The sequence below is a fragment of the Aeromonas sp. S18(2024) genome, assembly GCF_041402525.1.
In the GTDB taxonomy this organism is placed as follows: domain Bacteria; phylum Pseudomonadota; class Gammaproteobacteria; order Enterobacterales; family Aeromonadaceae; genus Aeromonas; species Aeromonas enteropelogenes.
In genome coordinates, this window is the sequence record NZ_JBGLQV010000009.1 from 55718 (window position 1) to 73649 (window position 17932).

Genomic DNA, 17932 nt, shown 5'->3' on the forward strand with positions numbered 1-17932 from the left:
GCCATGGACTCACTCTTTGCCCCCGCAGGTCATGGATCTGCGGGGGCAACTTTGTAAAGGAATAACAGATGCGATTGGGTATTCTTGATTGTGACCGGCTGGATCCCGATCTGGTGGATCGTTTTGGCCCCGTTTACTCCGAGATGTTTATCAAAGGATTCCAGCCGCTGGCGCCTGAACTGGAATTTCGGGTCTGGTCGGCCCTCGACGGCGAATTGCCGGAGGATCTGCGCGAGTGCGATGCCTGGCTCATCACGGGATCCCGCCACGATGCTTACAGCGATGTTCCCTGGATCCAGGCACTACGCGACTGGATCCGTCGTGCTCACGACGCCGACGTCAAATTGGCCGGCGTTTGTTTCGGCCATCAGGTGATCGCCCAGGCGTTGGGGGGGGAAGTGGTGAAGTCTACCAAGGGGTGGGGGCTGGGGGTCTCGGTCCATCCCATGCTGGCCGATGCGCCCTGGATGGCGCCGGCGCGCGAGCAGATCCGCATCCTGGCTAGCCACCAGGATCAGGTCGCGCTGCTGCCCCCCGGAGCCACCCGGCTGGCGGGCAACGACTTTTGTCCCAATTTCATGTTTTTGCAGGGTGATCATATCGTCGCCATCCAGGGGCATCCGGAATTTTCGGTGGAGTACAACCGGGCGCTGATCGAGCGCCGGCGCGGTTTGCTGCCCGATGAACGCTATCAACGCAGCCTCTCCTCGCTGGAGGGGGAAGTGGATTCCGCCACCATGATGCAGTGGTTGTTGCAGTTTCTGGGGATCTTGCCGGTGCAGCCTGGCGAAGCCTGAGGCCGGTTTGTCAGCCACCCCCTTGGAGTGCTAGATTTTGTAGCAAAATGAAGGATCAAGCGCTGCGATGTCGGCCATGAATGATACACTGGCCGCCCTTTGTGGCGGCCAGTTTGTCTGGCTTGAACGCCGCGCCAGCCTGAGAGGGTGAAGCCTTGAAACTACAGCAATTGAAGTACTTGATCGCGATTCGGGACCATAACCTCAATGTCTCGGTGGCGTCGGATGCGCTCTATACCAGCCAGCCCGGGGTCAGCAAGCAGATCGGCCTGCTGGAGAGCGAGCTGGGCGTGCGGATCTTCGAGCGCCGTGGCAAGCACCTGCACCGTATCACCCCGGTCGGGGAGGAGATCATCAAGTGTGCCGAGGCGATGCTCAACATAGAGAGCAAGATCAAGGCGATCTCCCGGGAGTATCTGGATCCGACCGTGGGCACCCTCAATATTCACACCACCCACACCATTGCCCGCTACCTGTTGCCCAAGTCGGTCACCTATTTCACCAAGAAGTACCCCAAGATCTCGTTCCACCTCCATCCCGTGATGTCGGCCAGCAAGGAGCAGATCAGCAAGGGGTATTCGGATTTTTCCATCGTGGCTCACGAGATTGGCTTCGACAAGGAGCTCATCGCCCTGCCGGCCTACCTCTGGACCCTCTCCCTGGTGGTACCGCAGGATCATCCGCTGGCCAGGGTGAAGAAGCCGACCCTGGAGCAGCTCTGCCAGTACCCCATCCTCAGCTACGAGAGTGGCGCAACCGGCCGCCAGGTGCAGGATGACGCGTTTCAGGCCGCAGGCCTTGCGCCTAGCTACTACATGACGGTGATGGATGCGGGGGTGATCAAGCGTTACGTGGAGCTGGGCTTTGGCATCGGCATCATCTCGTCGCTGGTGGCCAACGATACCGACAGCCCCGGGCTGGTCTCCATCAATCTGGAACACCTGTTCAAACCCTGCCCGGCGCAGATCTGTTTCAGCAAGAGCATCCTCTTGCAGAATTACATGTATGACTTCATCAGCTCCTTCTCGCCCCACCTCACCAAGGAGGTGATCCAGAATGTGATGCAGCAGCCGACCCAGGCGCGCATCGATGAGCTGATGGCCGGGGTGGAGCTGCCCATCTATTGATTCGGTGATCCAGATCGGTTCATGCCCCTCTGCCGGTTGCAGCGCCCGGCTGGCTGAGTTCTACTCCGGATGCTGCCAGTGTCGTTTTCAGACTCGTCGTTAGAGGTCGCTATGTCCCGGATTCTGCTGCTTGCCAATCTCAACTGTGATCATGTGCTCTCCCTCTCCGAACCCCTGGTGGCCGGTGCCCGTCTGCAATATGTGGATCAGGGGCGCAGGCTGGGTGGCGGCGCCGCCAACACCGGCATCGGGCTGGTCTGGGCCGGTCATGAGGTGACTATCGCCTCCCGCATCGGACTGGACGAGACGGGGGACTGGCTGCTGGAACAGGCGGCCGGTTACGGGCTGGATTGCAGCCACGTGGAGCGCTTCGGGGGCGAGACCGGCGAACTGCTGATCCTGGTGGATGCCACCGGCGAGCGCACCATCCTCAGGCGCCCCCGGCGCCCGGATCTGCCCGGCGACATGCCGCTGGAGGGGGTGGACTGCCTCTATGTGAACTATCCGGGCACTGCCATGGTGGGTTATATGCGCCAGATGCTCGGCAAGAGCTTCGTGGTAGCCCAGTACCCCAAGGGCGGGCAGGTGCGCCGCCCCTGTCACGTGCTGATCGCCTCTCGCTCCGATCTCGGGGAGGTGGGGGACCCCTGGCAACATGCCCGCCAGCTGGCCGGTGAGCAGCTGGAGTGGCTGGTGCTGACGGAAGGCAAGGCCGGCGCCGTGGCCATTCATGACGAGGAGCAGATCCGGGTGGCGGCGCGGCCTGTCTCCGTGGTCGATACCACGGGGGCGGGGGATGCCTTCGCCGGCGGCCTGATCCACGGGTTGGCGCGGGGCATGGCAATCGAGGAGGCTCTGCAGTGCGCGGTGGACTGGGGCGCCTTTGCGGTCGCTTCCGAGAGCTCCATCCCTTCCCTTGCCCTCAAGAAATGGCTGAAACAGCCCCACTGAAGTTTCCCTGACAAGGGGCGAACGCGAGAGCTGGCAGTGTGCCAAGTTCTGGAAATTTCCCCGCCATAATGCCACCAAACGCCGGGATAACCCGGCAAGTTTGCGATCAATCAAAGAAAGTGTCGATTTATGTGCATCTTCATCGACACCCGGTGGTGCTGCTCTTAACCTGTCATTCCGCAACTCAGATTAAGAGACAGGCCCGCACAGGCGACGCGGTTGTCTCCTGCCTCTTAGCTCAATGTTGTCGTCCTGATTTCTGGCTTGTAGTAAGAGGCAAGTGCGACCATGCAACTGACACGATTTACCGACTATGCCCTGCGTACCCTGACCTTCCTGGCCGTCCAGCCGAGCGACCGCCTGTCGACCATCACCGAAGTTGCCGACACCTTCGGTATCTCCCGCAACCACGTGGTCAAGATAGTGCACCAGCTCGGGATCAAGGGGTACATAGAGACGGTACGTGGCAAGCATGGTGGCATCCGCCTTGGCCGTGCGGCGGTATCCATCAATCTGCGGGACGTAGTGATGGACATGGAGCATGTGCTCTGCCCGGTCGACTGCAAGCGCGAGAACTGCCGCCTCTCCGGCGGCTGCCGCATTCAGGGGATCCTGCGTCGCGCCATGAACGCCTTCCTGGAAGTGCTGGGTGAATACACCCTGGCCGATGCGGTACGCGATCCCACCCGTCTGTGCCACCTGCTGGGCATAGAACAGGAGTCCATCCTGGCGATGGCGTGATCCGAAACGGGAACGCACAAGACATAAGAGGGGCCCTTGTTGGCTCCTTTTTCGTATCAGCGGTTGCCCGGCTGGCGGATCAGGGTGATGGCACCGTGCAGGCAGGCCAGTCCGCAGGCGCCACAGCCGTCGCACGCCTCCATGTTGACGCTGACACCATCGGCGGTGGCCTTGATCGCCTGCTGGGGGCAGGCATCTTCACACAGCAGGCAGTAGAAGCCCTGACGGGCCTGGCAGCTGGCCTCGTCGATCTGGACCCGGGTTTGCACCTGGCGTCCCAGCTGCAGGTCGAGGGCGCCGGTGGGGCAGGCTCTGGCGCAACTGCCACAGTAGCTGCACTGGCCGCATTCGAGATCCAGCACCGGGGTGCCGGCGATCGGGCTGCCTTGATATTTTTCCTGGGAGGCGGGTTTGAGCAGGCCGCGCGGGCATGCCTTGAAGCACTCACCGCAGCGGGTACAGAGGGAAAGATACTGGGATTCCTCGATAGCCCATGGCGGGCGTGCTTCCTGGCACACTACGGCGGGTGCGCGGGAAGCCTGCCAACCTTGTGTCAGCCAACGGAGGAAATAATGAGTCATGCCCACCCCTAATACCTATTAGGGGTTAATTTTATCGGAGTTTATGGACGCAAGCCAGAGAATCGCGGCCGTCAGGATCGCAAGGGCGGTTGCCCTTGTGTAAGCTAGGCGGGTCTTTTTGCGTGACTGAATGAAAACATATGTGGTTATTTCTCTGGCGTGCCTCCCTGCTGTATGTTTTTCCTCTGCTGATGTGGATCTACTGTCGCATCAAGGGTATCGAGTTTGTCGAGCTTGATACCGGCGTCAACATGCACAAGTGGGTGGTGCTGGCCGCCTATCTCCTCTATGTGGTGATCTGGTTGCTGGCCAACCGCTATCTTGAACTCTTTCTGCGTCAACGGAGTCGCAAATGATCGAGCCCGGGCTCTGGGGGATCCTGCTGTCTGCCGCCGTGCTGGCCCTGGGGATTGGCTGGCTGGCCGGACGCCGTGTCAGTGCCGCCCAGGCCAGGGAGCTGTTGCTGGCTCAGGAGCGTTATCAGGCGCTGCAGGATCGTTTCGACGAGCTGCAGGATGAGCGGATGCTGGGCCAGCAGAAGCTGGATCAGCAGCAGACCCTGCTGATCAAGCTCACCGCCCGTCTCAAGGATGCCGAGGCGACCCTGCGCAGCGAGCGGCTGGCTGCCGCCGAGAAGCTGCAGTTGCAGCAGGAAGCGGAGCAGCGCCTCAGCCAGCAGTTCGAAAATCTCGCCAACCGCATCTTCGAGCAAAACTCGGGCAACTTCCGCGAACTGAATCAGAACAGTCTCGATCTGCTGCTGACACCGCTGAAAGAGCAGCTCGAGGGATTTCGTCGTCAGGTAGGGGAAACCCACGCCCAGGAGACGGCCCAGCGTCACAGCCTCAAGTTCGAGCTGGAGCGTCTCGCCGAGCTCAACGCTCGCATGACCGAAGAGGCGGCGGCCCTGACCCGCGCCCTCAAGGGGGACAGCAAGCAGCAGGGTAACTGGGGCGAGGTGGTGCTGGCCCGCATCCTGAGCGAATGCGGCCTGCGCGAAGGGCACGAGTACCACACCCAGGTCAATATCGAGGTGGACAAGGGCAAGCGCTATCAGCCAGACGTCATCGTCCACCTGCCGCAGGAAAAAGACATCATCATCGATGCCAAGGTGTCGCTGACCGCTTACGAACGCTGGTACAACAGCGACGACGAGCTGGAGAAATCGGTCGCCCTCAAGGAGCATGTCGCCTCGGTGCGCAACCATATCCGCGAACTGGGCCGCAAGGATTATCAGCAGCTGCCCGGGGTGCGTACCCTCGACTATGTGCTGATGTTTGTGGCGGTGGAGCCCGCCTTTCTCACCGCCCTCGACGCGGATCCCTCGCTGGTGCGCTACGGGCTCGACAACAACATACTGCTGGTGAGCCCCACCAACCTGATGGTGGCGCTGCGCACCATCGAAAATCTGTGGCGCTACGAGCGGCAGAACCAGAATGCCCGTCATATCGCCGAGCGCGCGGGGCGCCTCTACGAGAAGCTGCGGTTGTTTGTCGAAGAGATGCAGCAGATGGGCGGCAGCCTGCACAAGGCGCAGGAGAGCTATGACAAGGCGATGGGGCGGCTGGTCAATGGCCGTGGTAACCTGATCGCCCAGGCCGAGCGTTTTCGCGAGCTGGGGGTGGAGGTAACCAAGACCCTGCCCGAGCCGCTGGTGGAGCGGGCGCTGGAGCGCGACCAGGCGCGGGATTAATCGCTCACTTTCTTCGGCGTTAGCCAAGCCCAACCATGAGCGCTATGCACTCCGGGGGAGGGGAATCATACGCGATGGCTTGCCAGCGTCTTCATTACCAGGGGAAATAGTCATGGCTGTTTTTTCAAAATAGCCAAGTAATTACCATCGTCCTCCTTATGAAGTATTTCAGTTGAGAAGCCATATATTTCGCTCTGGTGGCGCAATGTCTCCTGATCGATATCCAGCCAGCTGACGGTTTCATCAGTTTCGCCGTTATATTCAAAAGAGAGTTTGCGTATTGTCGTCAGGTTGGTTGTGCCGTTGGTCGAGTTCAGAATGAGCCGGCCATTTGCCGACAGATATTGATGGGCAAGAGAGAGAAAGCAAGAGAGCATGGGAAGGCCCCCCACAGCGCCTATGCTACGGCCCAAAAGCAACCATGTATCGAATTCTGCATCGAAACGGGCGGAAAAGATGTCCGCGTTGATGACCCTATTGACCCCTCTCCACCGCATCACTTCACAAGCCAATGGTGATATGTCCAACGCGGTCACATCACGGCGATGCTTTTGCAGGAATAGCGAGTGTTCACCTGCCCCCGCACCTATATCTAAAATACGTCCGGAACACAGGGACAAGGCTAAACGATCAATGGCATAGTAATCTGCCGGTCGAAAAAATATCGATAATGGGAGACGGTATGATTCTTGTCCTTCAATATTAATTTGTAGCATCTCATTACCTTGATTCAGGTAGTGATCTCGTAGAGCCTTGCCGAATATATCCAGATTCTTTCCCATGGCTATGTTTCCCCTTATGCCAAACTCGGCCCAGATATCTCATGTTGTCGATATTGAATTTGTGGAGAACACGATGTTTTTGAAACTATGAGTTGTCATAGCCAAATAAAAACGGCCCACTTCAGTGGGCCGTTTTTATTTAAATGGGCAGCTAATCAGCGACTGGCGGCGCGGGCACTCAGCTCGGCTTTTTCGGCATCGCTCAGGAAGGCCAGGGTCAGGCCATTTTGCTGGGCGGTGCGGATCTCGCTCGCCGTCATGCCGGCGGCCGGGGCGGCTACCTCGTATTCATAGGGCAGATCTATGCCTTCCACCGCCGGATCGTCGGTGTTGAGGCAGACCAGCACGCCGGCAGCCAGGAACTGGCGGATCGGGTGTTCGGTCAGGCTCGCAACCGTGGTGGTTTGAATGTTGGAGGTGAGGCAGGACTCGATGCCGATGCGGTGCTCGGCCAGATAGGCCATCAGGGCCGGATCCTGAATTGCCTTGACGCCGTGGCCGATACGCTCGGCACCCAGCTCGCGAATGGCTTGCCACATGCTCTCGGGGCCGGCGGCCTCACCGGCGTGCACGGTAACGCGCATGCCGGCATCCCGCACCTGGCGGAAGTGATCGGTAAACAGCTCGCCCGGGAAACCCAGCTCGTCGCCGGCCAGATCGATGGCGACCAGCTGGTCGCGATGGGCCAGGCAGGCTTCCAGCTCGCTGCGGCACTGTTCGGTGCCGAAGGTGCGGCTCATGATGCCGATGAGGTTGGTCTTGATGCCGAAATCGCGGCTGCCGGCGGCCACGCCGTCGATGACGGCTTCCACCACTCCTTGCGGGTGCAGCTTGTGGGCCATCGCCATGTAGGCGGGGCTGAAGCGCAGCTCGGCATAATCGATGCCGGCGCGCAGCAGATCTTCCACGTTCTCGTAGGCGACCCGGCGACAGGCGTCATAGTCGGCCAGCACGGCCACGCCCCAGTCCAGCTTCTTCAGGAAAGCGACCAGGCTTGGCTCGTTCTCGACGATCTGGACGTGGGGGCGCAACGCCTCCAGTTCATCGGCAGGCAGCCGGATATTGTGCTGACGTCCCAGCTCGAGGATGGTCTGCGGGCGGATGTTGCCGTCCAGATGGCGGTGCAGGTCGGTCAGGGGGAGAGATCTGTCAATCATGATATCGCCTTCTTCGAGTCGGGGTTGAAAGCCTGCCATTCTAGGGGGGGCTTTCAAAAAAGATACCCCGTTTGAAATCAAACGGGGCTCTTGTTGCGCAATGATTTACCAAGGCGTGATGGGAATCGTTTTTCCTCTGGACTCAGGAGAGGTCTAGCTCTTTCAGCTTGCGGGTCAGAGTGTTGCGACCCCAGCCGAGCAGGCGGGCGGCCTCCTGCTTGTGGCCGTGGGTATGTTCCAGCGCCGTCTCCAGCATGATCCGTTCGAACTGGGGCATGGCATCCGCCAGGATGTCGATCTCCCCCAGCGCCAGCTTGGCGGCCACCCACTCCTGCAACTGCTGTTGCCAGCCGCCGGACAGGGCCGGCTGACCCGGCTCGGCGGTGCTGGTGATGGGGGTGAGCAGCTCGGTGGGCAGGTCGCTTACCAGCACCTCCTGTCCGGAGGCCATCACGGTGAGCCAGCGGCAGACGTTCTCCAGCTGACGGACGTTACCCGGCCAGGGCAGGCGGCTGATGTAGGTCTGGGTATCCGGATGCAGGCTCTTGGCTTCTACGTTCAGCTCCTTGGCAGCGCGCAGCAGGAAGTGGCGGGCCAGCTGGGGGATATCCTCGCGGCGCTCCTTGAGGGCCGGAATATGGATACGGATGACGTTGAGGCGGTGGAACAGGTCTTCACGAAACTCGCCGTCGGCGACCCGCTTCTCCAGGTTCTGGTGGGTGGCGGCGATGATCCGCACATCTACCTGCACCGGCTGGTGGCCACCGACCCGGTAGAACTGGCCATCCGCCAGCACCCGCAGCAATCGGGTCTGCACATCAAGGGGCATGTCGCCTATCTCGTCGAGAAACAGAGTGCCGCCGTCGGCCTGCTCGAAGCGGCCGTGACGGATGTTGTTGGCGCCGGTGAAGGCCCCCTTCTCGTGGCCGAACAGTTCGGATTCGATGAGATCTTTCGGGATGGCCGCCATGTTGAGGGCGATGAAATTCTTGTGGGCGCGCGGGCTGTGCTTGTGCAGGGCATGGGCGACCAGCTCCTTGCCGGTGCCGCTCTGGCCGTTGATGAGCACCGAGATGCTGGAGCGCGACAGGCGGCCGATGGCGCGGAACACCTCCTGCATCGCCGGCGCCTCGCCGATGATCTCCGGGGTGCTGCTGGCCTCCTGCTGGCGCGCCTTGCGCTTGGTGCGCTGCTCCTTGAGGTGATTCTCGGCGCGCCGTACCAGGGCCACGGCCTCGTCGATGTCGAACGGCTTGGGCAGGTATTCGAAGGCGCCGCGCTGGTAGGCGTTGACCGCGCTGTCGAGATCCGAGTGAGCGGTCATGATGATGATGGGCAGGTCGGCCTGACGGCGGTGGATCTGCTCCAACAGGCTCAGGCCGTCGATCCCGGGCATCCGGATATCGGAGAGGATCACGTCGGGGGAGCGCAGCTCCAGGGCATGGAGCAGGGCTTCGCCATCGGCGAAACTCTCGCAGGTGAAGCCTTCGCTGCCGAGGGTGCGCTCCAGCACCCAGCGGATAGAACTGTCGTCATCGACGATCCACACTTTGGCGGTCATGGTGGTCCCTTACTTGCGAAGCGGTAGAAAGATGGTGAATTCGGTATGGCCCGGCCAGCTGATGCAGTCGATGCGTCCCTTGTGCTGATCGATCAGGTTCTGGGCGATGGAGAGACCGAGCCCGGTGCCCCCCTCCTTGCCGGTGATCATGGGATAAAACAGGGTGTCGCGGATGGCATCGGGAATGCCGGGGCCGTTGTCGATGATCTTGATCTCCGCCGCCAGCCGGTAACGCTGGCCGTGGATGGTGATCTGGAAGGCGGTGCGGGTCTTGATGCGAATAAGGCCGGTCTGATCGCCGATGGCTTCGGCGGCGTTGCGCACCATGTTGAGAAACGCCTGCTGCAGCTGGTCCGGCTCCATCTCGAACTCGGGAATGCTGGGATCGTAATCTCGCTCGATGCGTACCGAGGGGGGCAACTCCAGCTCCACCAGGCGGCGCACCTGCTCCAGCACCGAGTGGACATTGTGCATCTGGTGGCGACCGGGACGCTGGGGGCCGAGCAGGCGATCGACCAGTACCCGCAGCCGGTCTGCTTGCTCGATGATGATGCCGGTGTACTCGCGCAAGGAAGGGTCTGGCAGCTCCTTTTGCAGTAGTTGAGCCGCGCCGCGCAGACCGCCGAGGGGGTTCTTGATCTCGTGGGCCAGGCCGCGAACCAGCTCCTTGGCCGCCTGCTGCTGGGCGTGTTGCTGCTGTTCCTGGCTAATCTTCTTCTGCTGATCGATCTTGCGCAGCTCCACCACCAGGAGTCGCTGCTCGTGATCGGCCATGGGGGTGGCGCTGAGCTCCACCAGGCGGGGCTCCCCTTCCACCACCAGGGTGACTTCGCTATCAGTGAAGCCCTGCCCCGAGATGAGGCAATGCTTGAGCCGCTGCAGATCGAGGGAGATATGTTCCAGCAGGTGGGGCAGTTCGATGCCGATCAGTCGCCGTTCACTGAGGGAGAGCAGCTGTTCGGCCGCCGGGTTGACGAATTGAATGCAGAGCCGCTCATCCATGAGGATCACGGCGGTCAGCAGATTATCCAAGAGTGTCTTGGCACTATCCGAGCGGGTTGGCACAGGTTTCTCCCTAAAACGGTGCTTTGCACCTGTAATGCACCGATATGGTGCATTGAGTTTACCCGCATCGGTGCGCTATATCACCCCTGATTGGCCTTCGGGGTGGGTTTGGGAGCCGCAGCCACACTCGCTCTATGCAGGTAAAAGGTGACTGGGGTTGATTTAGCAAGGATCGTACCGTCTTTGGCGAGCAGCTCTAGTTGTGCCTCGTGGGCGCCGCGATCGAGGTTTTCAACCCGGATCGCCAGGCTGTTGCTGACGATGGGAGCGGCCTTGCCATCAAGTTTCAGGCGTACGTCATATTGCGTCGGCGGCTGGGGGGTGATCTGTCCCTGAAACACTATGTTGCCGGTGTTGTCGCGCAGGGTGCTGCCTTGTTCGGGGGAGAGCAGCTCGATGACCAGCTTGGCGGCCTCCTGTTCTTTCTTGGCATCGGCGCCGGTCAGGGCATTGAAGTTCTCCACCTGCACCGAACGGGGCGAACTGCCGATGAGGGGGGCCGTGCGCAGATCGACCTCCCGGGCCTTCTTGCCGGGGGGCGGGGCATCCGTGTAGTGGGTCACGCCATTGCCATCAACCCAGGAATAAACCTTGGCGGCCTCGGCACCGGCAGTGATCAGCAACAGGGTGAGCGTCCATGCGATGTAGCTTCTGTTCATCCATCTCTCCTTGACGGTATTTTGCTTAATCCTATCAGAGAAAAAACCCGCCAGATGGCGGGTTTTGTCACGATTAGGCAAGCTGGCCGGATTTAAACGGGCAGACTGTCCGGGTTTAGACGGAATAGTACAGCTCGAACTCCAGCGGGTGCGGGGTCATGCGTACGCGGTCAACGTCCTGCTGCTTCAGCTCCAGGTAGGAGTCGATGAAGTCGTCGCTGAACACGCCACCACGGGTCAGGAACTCGCGATCGCTGTTCAGGGCTGCCAGGGCTTCGTCCAGAGAACCGGCTACGGTCGGCACTTCTGCGGCTTCTTCCGGCGGCAGGTCGTACAGGTTTTTGTCCATGGCATCGCCCGGATGGATCTTGTTGATGATACCGTCCAGACCGGCCATCAGTTGGGCTGCAAACGCCAGGTACGGGTTGGCAGCCGGGTCCGGGAAGCGCACTTCGATACGACGGGCTTTCGGGCTCGGTACCACCGGGATACGGATGGACGCTGAGCGGTTGCGGGCGGAGTAGGCCAGCATGACCGGGGCTTCAAAGCCCGGCACCAGACGCTTGTAAGAGTTGGTGGTCGGGTTGGCGAAGGCGTTGATGGCCTTGGCGTGCTTGATGATGCCGCCGATGTAGTGCAGCGCCATTTCGGACAGACCGCCGTACAGGTCGCCGGCGAACAGGTTGACGCCATTCTTGGCCAGGGACTGGTGGCAGTGCATGCCGGAGCCGTTGTCACCGAACATGGGTTTCGGCATGAAGGTGACGGTCTTGTTGTAGGCGTGGGCCACGTTGTGGATCACGTACTTCAGTACCTGTACTTCGTCAGCCTTCAGGGTAAGGGTGTTGAAGCGGGTCGCGATCTCGTTCTGACCGGCAGTGGCCACTTCGTGGTGGTGAGCTTCAACAACCTGGCCCATCTCTTCTAGCACCAGACACATGGCAGCACGGATGTCCTGGGAGGAGTCAACCGGGGCAACCGGGAAGTAACCACCCTTGACGAAAGGACGGTGACCCTTGTTGCCGTGCTCGTAGTTGGTACCGGAGTTCCAGGCAGCTTCTTCGGATTCGATCTTCACGAAGCTGTGGCCCATGGTGTTGGAGAAGGTGATGTTGTCGAACATGAAGAATTCCGGCTCCGGCCCGAACAGCACGGTGTCGGCGATGCCGCTGGACTTCAGGAAATCTTCTGCACGCTTGGCGATGGAGCGCGGATCGCGGTCATAGCCTTGCATGGTGGCAGGTTCCAGCACGTCACAGACGATGTTCAGAGTGGTCTCTTCGGTGAAGGGATCCAGTTTGGCGGAGGCCGGGTCCGGCATCAGTACCATGTCGGACTCGTTGATGCCCTTCCAGCCGCCGATGGAAGAACCATCAAACATCTTGCCGTCTTCGAAGAAATCTTCATCAACCTGATGAGCAGGGATGGATACGTGCTGCTCTTTACCCTTGGTGTCGGTAAAGCGCAGATCAACAAACTTGACTTCGTGTTCCTGGATCAGGGCCAAAACGTTCTGGGCTGACATGCTAAGTAACCTCCGGTGTTAAAACTCTTTTGGGTGAATGCGTCGTCGTATTCACATAAGCCAGTATCGTGCCAAGTTTGTGACAGCTTGATTTCAGGGCAGTCCCGGCAGGATGGCTCCCCAAAAGTAGGCGCTTTCGCGTCGGAATGCATCAAATTAGTGCGCCACTGGATCGTTTTGGTGCACTGAAATGGTGCGCAATAACGGAGTCACGAGACGCCCAAGCAGGCTTTGTGGGACGGGTCTATGATCCAGATCCGTTGATGTGCGCGAATGTACTGCAATTCTGCTAGGCAGATCACAAAGGCGAGAGTACAATTAGCGCCCAATTTTACCCGGTGTATTGAGGCGAGAATGTTAGATAATTTACGCAATATTGCGATTATTGCGCACGTTGACCACGGCAAAACCACGCTGGTGGACAAGCTGCTGCAGCAGTCCGGTACCCTGGACCGCTCCACGGAAGGTCAGGAACGGATCATGGACTCCAATGATCTGGAACGGGAACGTGGCATCACCATTCTCGCCAAGAACACTGCGATCCGCTGGAACGACTACCGCATCAACATCGTGGATACCCCGGGTCACGCCGACTTCGGTGGTGAAGTTGAGCGCGTACTTTCCATGGTTGACTCCGTGCTGCTGCTGGTTGACGCGGTAGACGGCCCTATGCCGCAAACCCGCTTCGTGACCCAGAAGGCATTCGCCCAGGGTCTGAAGCCGATCGTGGTGATCAACAAGGTTGACCGTCCGGGTGCCCGTCCTGACTGGGTAATGGATCAGGTATTCGACCTGTTCGACAACCTGGGTGCCACTGACGAGCAGCTGGACTTCAAAGTTGTTTACGCCTCTGCACTGAACGGTTGGGCCACCATGGATCTGGACACTCCGTCCGAGAACATGGAACCCCTGTTCCAGGCCATCGTCGATAACGTGGAAGCTCCGAAAGCTGACACCAACGGCGCATTCCAGATGCAAATCTCCCAGTTGGACTACAACTCCTACGTGGGTGTTATCGGTATCGGCCGCATCACCCGCGGTCGCGTCAAGACCAACCAGCAGGTGACCGTGGTTGGCGCCGATGGCAAGACCCGCAATGGCAAGGTTGGCCAGGTGCTGGGTTACCTGGGTCTGTCCCGTACCGAAGTGACCGACGCGCAAGCGGGCGACATCATCGCCATCACCGGTCTGGGCGAGCTGAAGATCTCCGACACCATCTGCGACACCGGTGCCGTTGAAGCGCTGCCGCCGCTCTCCGTTGACGAGCCGACCGTGAACATGACCTTCCAGGTCAACACCTCGCCGTTCGCCGGTAAAGAAGGCAAGTTCGTCACCTCCCGCAACATCCTGGAGCGTCTGAACCAGGAGCTGGTCCACAACGTGGCCCTGCGCGTGGAAGAGACCGATGATCCGGACAAGTTCCGCGTATCCGGTCGTGGTGAGCTGCACCTCTCCATCCTGATCGAAAACATGCGTCGCGAAGGCTACGAGCTGGCGGTATCCCGTCCGGAAGTTATCCTGCGCACCGTCGATGGCGAACTGCAAGAACCGTTCGAAACCGTCACCGTGGACGTGGAAGAAGCGCACCAGGGTTCCGTCATGGAGCAACTGGGTCTGCGTAAAGGCGAAATGACCAACATGACCCCGGATGGCAAGGGCCGTGTTCGCCTCGACTTCATGATCCCGAGCCGTGGCCTGATCGGCTTCCAGACCGAGTTCATGACCCTGACCTCAGGTACCGGTCTGCTGTACCACACCTTCGACCACTACGGTCCGCACAAGGGTGGCAACATCGGTGAGCGTCAGAACGGCGTGCTGATCTCCAACGCAACCGGCAAGGCCCTGACCTACGCCCTGTTCGGTCTGCAGGACCGTGGTCGTCTGTTCATCGGTCACGCGACCGAAGTGTACGAAGGCCAGGTGATCGGTATCCACTCTCGCTCCAACGACCTGACCGTCAACTGCCTGAAGGGCAAACAGCTGACCAACATGCGTGCCTCTGGTACCGACGAAGCCCAGGTACTGACTCCGCCGATCCGCATGTCTCTGGAACAGGCCCTCGAGTTCATCGACAACGACGAACTGGTAGAAGTGACTCCGAAGAGCATCCGCATTCGCAAGAAGTTGCTGACCGAGCTGGATCGCAAGCGCGCCGGTCGTGGTTGATATGATGCGTTGAGTGGCCATGGCCACTCCATGCAGGCAAGCGGGCCCAAACCTCTGGTTTGGGCCCGTTTTTATTGTCTGGCACTGCGCTGTTCAACCCATGCATTACTGATGGCGAGATAGGGGCAGCGGATATACAAAAGCCGCGGGTCGTGAGACTCGCGGCTTTTTCATTGACTCGTCGGTAGCGTTTACTGGCGCCAGAACGAGGGGAAGAAGAGCACGGCGACGGTCAGGATCTCGAGGCGTCCCAACAGCATGCCGAACGACATCAACCACTTGGCCGAATCGGGCAGGCTGGCGAAGTTGGTGCTGGGACCGACCACAGGTCCCATCCCGGGGCCTACGTTGGCCACCGCCGTGATGGCGCTGGAGATGGAGGTGAGCGGATCCAGCCCGATGGCGCCGAGCAGGGCCGCGATCACCAGTATGATGGCGAAGTAGGCCAGCACGAAGGAGATCATGGAGCGGATGATGGCGTCATTGACGGTGCGGCCGTTGTATTTCTGTGGGAACACGGCGGAGGGGTGCATCAGCTGGCGCATCTGCTTCTTGAACAGGGCGAAGGCAACCTGAATACGGAATATCTTCAGCCCCCCCGCCGTCGAGCCGGAGCAGGCCCCCAGCGCCAGCAGCACGATGAAGAGAATGCTGGTGAGCGGCCCCCAGGTGCCGAAGTCGCCGAGGCCGTAACCCGTGGTGGTGAGTACAGAGACGATATTGAAGCTGCTGATGCGCAGGGCGTCCCAGAAATCGAATACGTCCCGTTGCCACAGGTAGAGGGTCATGATGAGGGTGACCCAAACCACCAGCCAGAAGAAGCCCCGCACCTGGGCATCCTTGAACAGGCTGTAGTCCCTGTGATTGAGGCTCTGCACATAAAGCAGGAAGGGCAGGCCGCCCAGGAACATGAAGACGGTACCGATCCAGTGGGCAGAGGGGGAGAAGTGGGACATGGATTGGTCAGAAGTGGAGTAGCCGCCGGTACTCAGGGTAGTCATGGCGTGATTGACCGCCTCAAACATGGTCATGCCGCTCGCCCAGTAGGCCATGAAGCAGAGCATGGAGAGCACCAGATAGACCACGACGATATTGTTGGCCACCGTTTTGGCGCGCGGAGCGCTCTTGTCGGACCAATCCGAGCTTTCGGTCTGGAACAGCTTCATGCCACCGACGTTGAGGTAGGGTAGTACTGCTACCGCCATCACGATGAAACCGACCCCGCCGAGCCACTGCAGGATGGATCGCCACAACAGGATGCTGTGGGCCATGTTGTCGAGCCCGGAGAGCACGGTGGAGCCGGTGGTGGTCACTCCCGACATGGTTTCGAAGTAGGCGTCAGCAAACGTGATGTGAGTGATGAAAACGAACGGCAAGGCACCGAAGACGCAGGCCACCACCCAGACCGAGGTGGTGAGCAGAAACATCTCCCGCACCCCGAGGTGAAACTCCGCCTTGCGGCCATAGTGGAGGCAGAGCAGGGCGGCGCCATGGGTGATGAGCACCGACTTGAGAAATTCGACGAAGCCTTCGGAGCCGGTCAGCAGTGCCAGCAGGGTGGGCAGCCACATGAAGAGCGCCAGCTTGGAGAGCACCAGTCCGAGGGTGAAGATGATAGGTCGCAGCTTGATCATGCCGGATAACCTGGTCGTTGATTAAAAAAAGACCCGGACCATTCCCTTGGAGGGAGCAGGCCGGGTCGGATTTGGCTGTCTGTACGCATTTGAACGTTACAGGAAGAAGGGGCTTGGCTGGAACAGCCGCTCCACTTCCGGAATGTACTTCTTGTCCACCAGGAACATGACCACATGGTCATCTTGCTGGATCTGCGTGCGGTCGTGGGCGATCAGTACTTCATCCCCCCGAACCACGGCACCGATAGTGGTGCCGGGCGGCAGCTTGAGCTCGCCCACCGTCTTGCCCACCACCTTGGAGGTGTTTTCGTCGCCGTGGGCGATAGCCTCGATGGCCTCGGCGGCACCGCGGCGCAGGCTGTAGACGTTGGCGATATCGGCCCGTCGCACGTGGGTCAGCAGGGCCGAAATGGTGGCCTGCTGGGGCGAGATGGCGATGTCGATGGAGCCACCCTGCACCAGATCCACGTAGGCGCCGCGCTGGATCAACACCATGGTCTTCTTGGCGCCCATCTTCTTGGCGAGCAGGGCCGACATGATGTTGGCCTCGTCCTCGTTGGTCACCGCGATGAAGACATCGATCTGGTCGATGTGCTCCTCCGCCAGCAGCTCCTGATCCGCCGCATCGCCGCAGAAGACGATGGTGTTCTCCAGCAACTCGGAGAGTTGCTCGGCCCGCTTCAGGTTGCGCTCGATCAGCTTGACGCTATAGCGCTTCTCCAGCTGGCGAGCGAGGCCGGCGCCGATATTGCCGCCCCCGACGATCATGATGCGCCGGTAGGGGCTCTCGAGTCTCTGCAGCTCCGACATCACGGCACGGATATGGCCGGCGGCGGCGACGAAGAAGACCTCGTCATCCGCTTCTATGATGGTGGTGCCTTGCGGGCGGATGGGGCGTCCCTGACGGAAGATGGCCGCCACCCGGGTCTCGATGTTGGGCATGTGTTCACGCAGGGTGGAGAGGGCATTGCCCACCAACGGGCCGCCGTAGTAGGCCTTGACCGCCACCAGGCCGACCCGGCCACCGGCGAAATCCACTACCTGCAGAGCCCCCGGATATTCGATGAGGCGCCGCACATAGTCGGTCACCAGTTGCTCGGGGGCGATCAGGTGATCCACCGGCACGGATTCCGGCAAGAACAGACGATCCCGCTCGGTCAGATAGGCCGGCGAGCGGATCCGCGCCACCTTGTTCGGCGTGTTGAACAGGGAGTAGGCCACCTGGCAGGCGATCATGTTGGTTTCGTCGCTGTTGGTGACGGCTACCAGCATGTCGGCATCCTGGGCCCCAGCCTCGCGCAGCACCTTGGGGTGGGCGCCGTGGCCATTGACCACCCGCAGATCGAACTTGTCCTGCAACTCGCGCAGCCGCTCGCTGTCGGTATCAACGATGGTGATGTCGTTGTTCTCCCCGGCCAGGTTCTCGGCCAGGGTGCCGCCGACCTGGCCGGCGCCCAAAATGATGATCTTCATACGGACCGTTTACTCACGTT

At 60.4% G+C, this 17932-nt stretch carries 16 protein-coding genes; 7 read left to right on the top strand and 9 right to left on the bottom strand.

Features of this window, described 5'->3' with window-relative positions; all coding sequences use genetic code 11:
• Window positions 1–68 precede the first annotated feature (68 nt).
• The 4 genes from ACB034_RS15240 to ACB034_RS15255 all read left to right on the top strand — a co-directional run bounded on the left by ACB034_RS15240 (window position 69) and on the right by ACB034_RS15255 (window position 3616).
• Window positions 69–797 (top strand): glutamine amidotransferase, encoded by a 729-nt coding sequence (locus ACB034_RS15240; protein WP_042072560.1) that lies wholly within the window; start codon window positions 69–71, stop codon window positions 795–797.
• Window positions 798–952: 155 nt separating this feature from the next.
• On the top strand, window positions 953–1924 hold the full coding sequence (locus ACB034_RS15245; RefSeq protein WP_124239420.1) for a LysR substrate-binding domain-containing protein: 972 nt from the start codon (window positions 953–955) through the stop codon (window positions 1922–1924).
• A 111-nt stretch (window positions 1925–2035) separates the two neighbouring features.
• Entirely contained in the window at window positions 2036–2875 is an 840-nt protein-coding gene (locus tag ACB034_RS15250; RefSeq protein WP_042025299.1) for a PfkB family carbohydrate kinase, read from the top strand.
• Window positions 2876–3163: 288 nt separating this feature from the next.
• Window positions 3164–3616, top strand: coding sequence for an Rrf2 family transcriptional regulator (locus tag ACB034_RS15255; protein ID WP_026456341.1), 453 nt, complete (start codon window positions 3164–3166; stop codon window positions 3614–3616).
• A 56-nt stretch (window positions 3617–3672) separates the two neighbouring features.
• Here ACB034_RS15255 and ACB034_RS15260 read toward each other — a convergent pair whose 3' ends face one another.
• On the bottom strand, window positions 3673–4197 hold the full coding sequence (locus ACB034_RS15260; protein WP_042072556.1) for a ferredoxin-type protein NapF: 525 nt from the start codon (window positions 4195–4197) through the stop codon (window positions 3673–3675).
• Between the two features lie 140 nt (window positions 4198–4337).
• On the opposite strand from ACB034_RS15260, the gene ACB034_RS15265 reads away from it, so the two are divergent.
• Together ACB034_RS15265 and rmuC are read left to right on the top strand one after the other, a co-directional pair.
• A complete protein-coding gene (locus ACB034_RS15265) occupies window positions 4338–4553 on the top strand; it encodes a hypothetical protein (RefSeq protein ID WP_026456343.1) in 216 nt (71 codons plus the stop codon).
• Entirely contained in the window at window positions 4550–5890 is a 1341-nt protein-coding gene (rmuC, locus tag ACB034_RS15270) for a DNA recombination protein RmuC (protein ID WP_371173181.1), read from the top strand. The genes ACB034_RS15265 and rmuC overlap by 4 nt, the downstream gene beginning before the upstream one ends.
• 110 nt (window positions 5891–6000) lie before the next feature.
• Here the strand turns inward: rmuC and ACB034_RS15275 are convergent, their stop codons facing one another.
• From ACB034_RS15275 to glnA, 6 genes are all read right to left on the bottom strand, one after another.
• Window positions 6001–6672 carry a class I SAM-dependent methyltransferase gene (locus ACB034_RS15275; protein ID WP_342013683.1) on the bottom strand — a complete coding sequence of 224 codons (672 nt, stop codon included), beginning with the start codon at window positions 6670–6672 and terminating at the stop codon, window positions 6001–6003.
• Between the two features lie 155 nt (window positions 6673–6827).
• A complete protein-coding gene (gene add / locus ACB034_RS15280; protein ID WP_371173182.1) occupies window positions 6828–7829 on the bottom strand; it encodes an adenosine deaminase in 1002 nt (333 codons plus the stop codon).
• Window positions 7830–7971: 142 nt separating this feature from the next.
• Entirely contained in the window at window positions 7972–9390 is a 1419-nt protein-coding gene (gene glnG / locus ACB034_RS15285; protein ID WP_371173183.1) for a nitrogen regulation protein NR(I), read from the bottom strand.
• 9 nt (window positions 9391–9399) lie between these two features.
• Window positions 9400–10455, bottom strand: a complete 1056-nt coding sequence (glnL, locus tag ACB034_RS15290; RefSeq protein WP_042025293.1) for a nitrogen regulation protein NR(II) — start codon at window positions 10453–10455, stop codon at window positions 9400–9402.
• Between the two features lie 80 nt (window positions 10456–10535).
• A complete protein-coding gene (locus ACB034_RS15295; RefSeq protein ID WP_371173184.1) occupies window positions 10536–11114 on the bottom strand; it encodes a DUF4124 domain-containing protein in 579 nt (192 codons plus the stop codon).
• A gap of 115 nt (window positions 11115–11229) precedes the next feature.
• The gene (gene glnA / locus ACB034_RS15300) at window positions 11230–12639 is read right to left on the bottom strand and encodes a glutamate--ammonia ligase (protein WP_371173185.1); all 1410 of its coding nucleotides are present in this window, start codon (window positions 12637–12639) and stop codon (window positions 11230–11232) included.
• A gap of 354 nt (window positions 12640–12993) precedes the next feature.
• Between glnA and typA the strand changes: the two genes are divergently transcribed.
• A complete protein-coding gene (typA, locus tag ACB034_RS15305) occupies window positions 12994–14805 on the top strand; it encodes a translational GTPase TypA (RefSeq protein WP_026456607.1) in 1812 nt (603 codons plus the stop codon).
• Between the two features lie 191 nt (window positions 14806–14996).
• On the opposite strand, the gene ACB034_RS15310 is transcribed toward typA, so the two are convergent.
• Both ACB034_RS15310 and trkA read right to left on the bottom strand, forming a co-directional pair.
• On the bottom strand, window positions 14997–16439 hold the full coding sequence (locus ACB034_RS15310; RefSeq protein WP_042072547.1) for a TrkH family potassium uptake protein: 1443 nt from the start codon (window positions 16437–16439) through the stop codon (window positions 14997–14999).
• Window positions 16440–16535: 96 nt separating this feature from the next.
• Window positions 16536–17912, bottom strand: coding sequence for a Trk system potassium transporter TrkA (gene trkA, locus ACB034_RS15315; RefSeq protein ID WP_042025290.1), 1377 nt, complete (start codon window positions 17910–17912; stop codon window positions 16536–16538).
• Window positions 17913–17932 lie beyond the last annotated feature (20 nt).

Bases quoted from the DNA above. Each gene is read 5' to 3' on its own strand.
- ACB034_RS15240 (WP_042072560.1), top strand. From the start codon at position 69: ATGCGATTGGGTATTCTTGATTGTGACCGGCTGGATCCCGATCTGGTG.
- ACB034_RS15250 (WP_042025299.1), top strand. From the start codon at position 2,036: ATGTCCCGGATTCTGCTGCTTGCCAATCTCAACTGTGATCATGTGCTC.
- ACB034_RS15255 (WP_026456341.1), top strand. From the start codon at position 3,164: ATGCAACTGACACGATTTACCGACTATGCCCTGCGTACCCTGACCTTC.
- ACB034_RS15260 (WP_042072556.1), bottom strand. From the start codon at position 4,197: ATGACTCATTATTTCCTCCGTTGGCTGACACAAGGTTGGCAGGCTTCC.
- ACB034_RS15265 (WP_026456343.1), top strand. From the start codon at position 4,338: ATGTGGTTATTTCTCTGGCGTGCCTCCCTGCTGTATGTTTTTCCTCTG.
- rmuC (WP_371173181.1), top strand. From the start codon at position 4,550: ATGATCGAGCCCGGGCTCTGGGGGATCCTGCTGTCTGCCGCCGTGCTG.
- ACB034_RS15275 (WP_342013683.1), bottom strand. From the start codon at position 6,672: ATGGGAAAGAATCTGGATATATTCGGCAAGGCTCTACGAGATCACTAC.
- add (WP_371173182.1), bottom strand. From the start codon at position 7,829: ATGATTGACAGATCTCTCCCCCTGACCGACCTGCACCGCCATCTGGAC.
- glnG (WP_371173183.1), bottom strand. From the start codon at position 9,390: ATGACCGCCAAAGTGTGGATCGTCGATGACGACAGTTCTATCCGCTGG.
- ACB034_RS15295 (WP_371173184.1), bottom strand. From the start codon at position 11,114: ATGAACAGAAGCTACATCGCATGGACGCTCACCCTGTTGCTGATCACT.
- glnA (WP_371173185.1), bottom strand. From the start codon at position 12,639: ATGTCAGCCCAGAACGTTTTGGCCCTGATCCAGGAACACGAAGTCAAG.
- typA (WP_026456607.1), top strand. From the start codon at position 12,994: ATGTTAGATAATTTACGCAATATTGCGATTATTGCGCACGTTGACCAC.
- ACB034_RS15310 (WP_042072547.1), bottom strand. From the start codon at position 16,439: ATGATCAAGCTGCGACCTATCATCTTCACCCTCGGACTGGTGCTCTCC.
- trkA (WP_042025290.1), bottom strand. From the start codon at position 17,912: ATGAAGATCATCATTTTGGGCGCCGGCCAGGTCGGCGGCACCCTGGCC.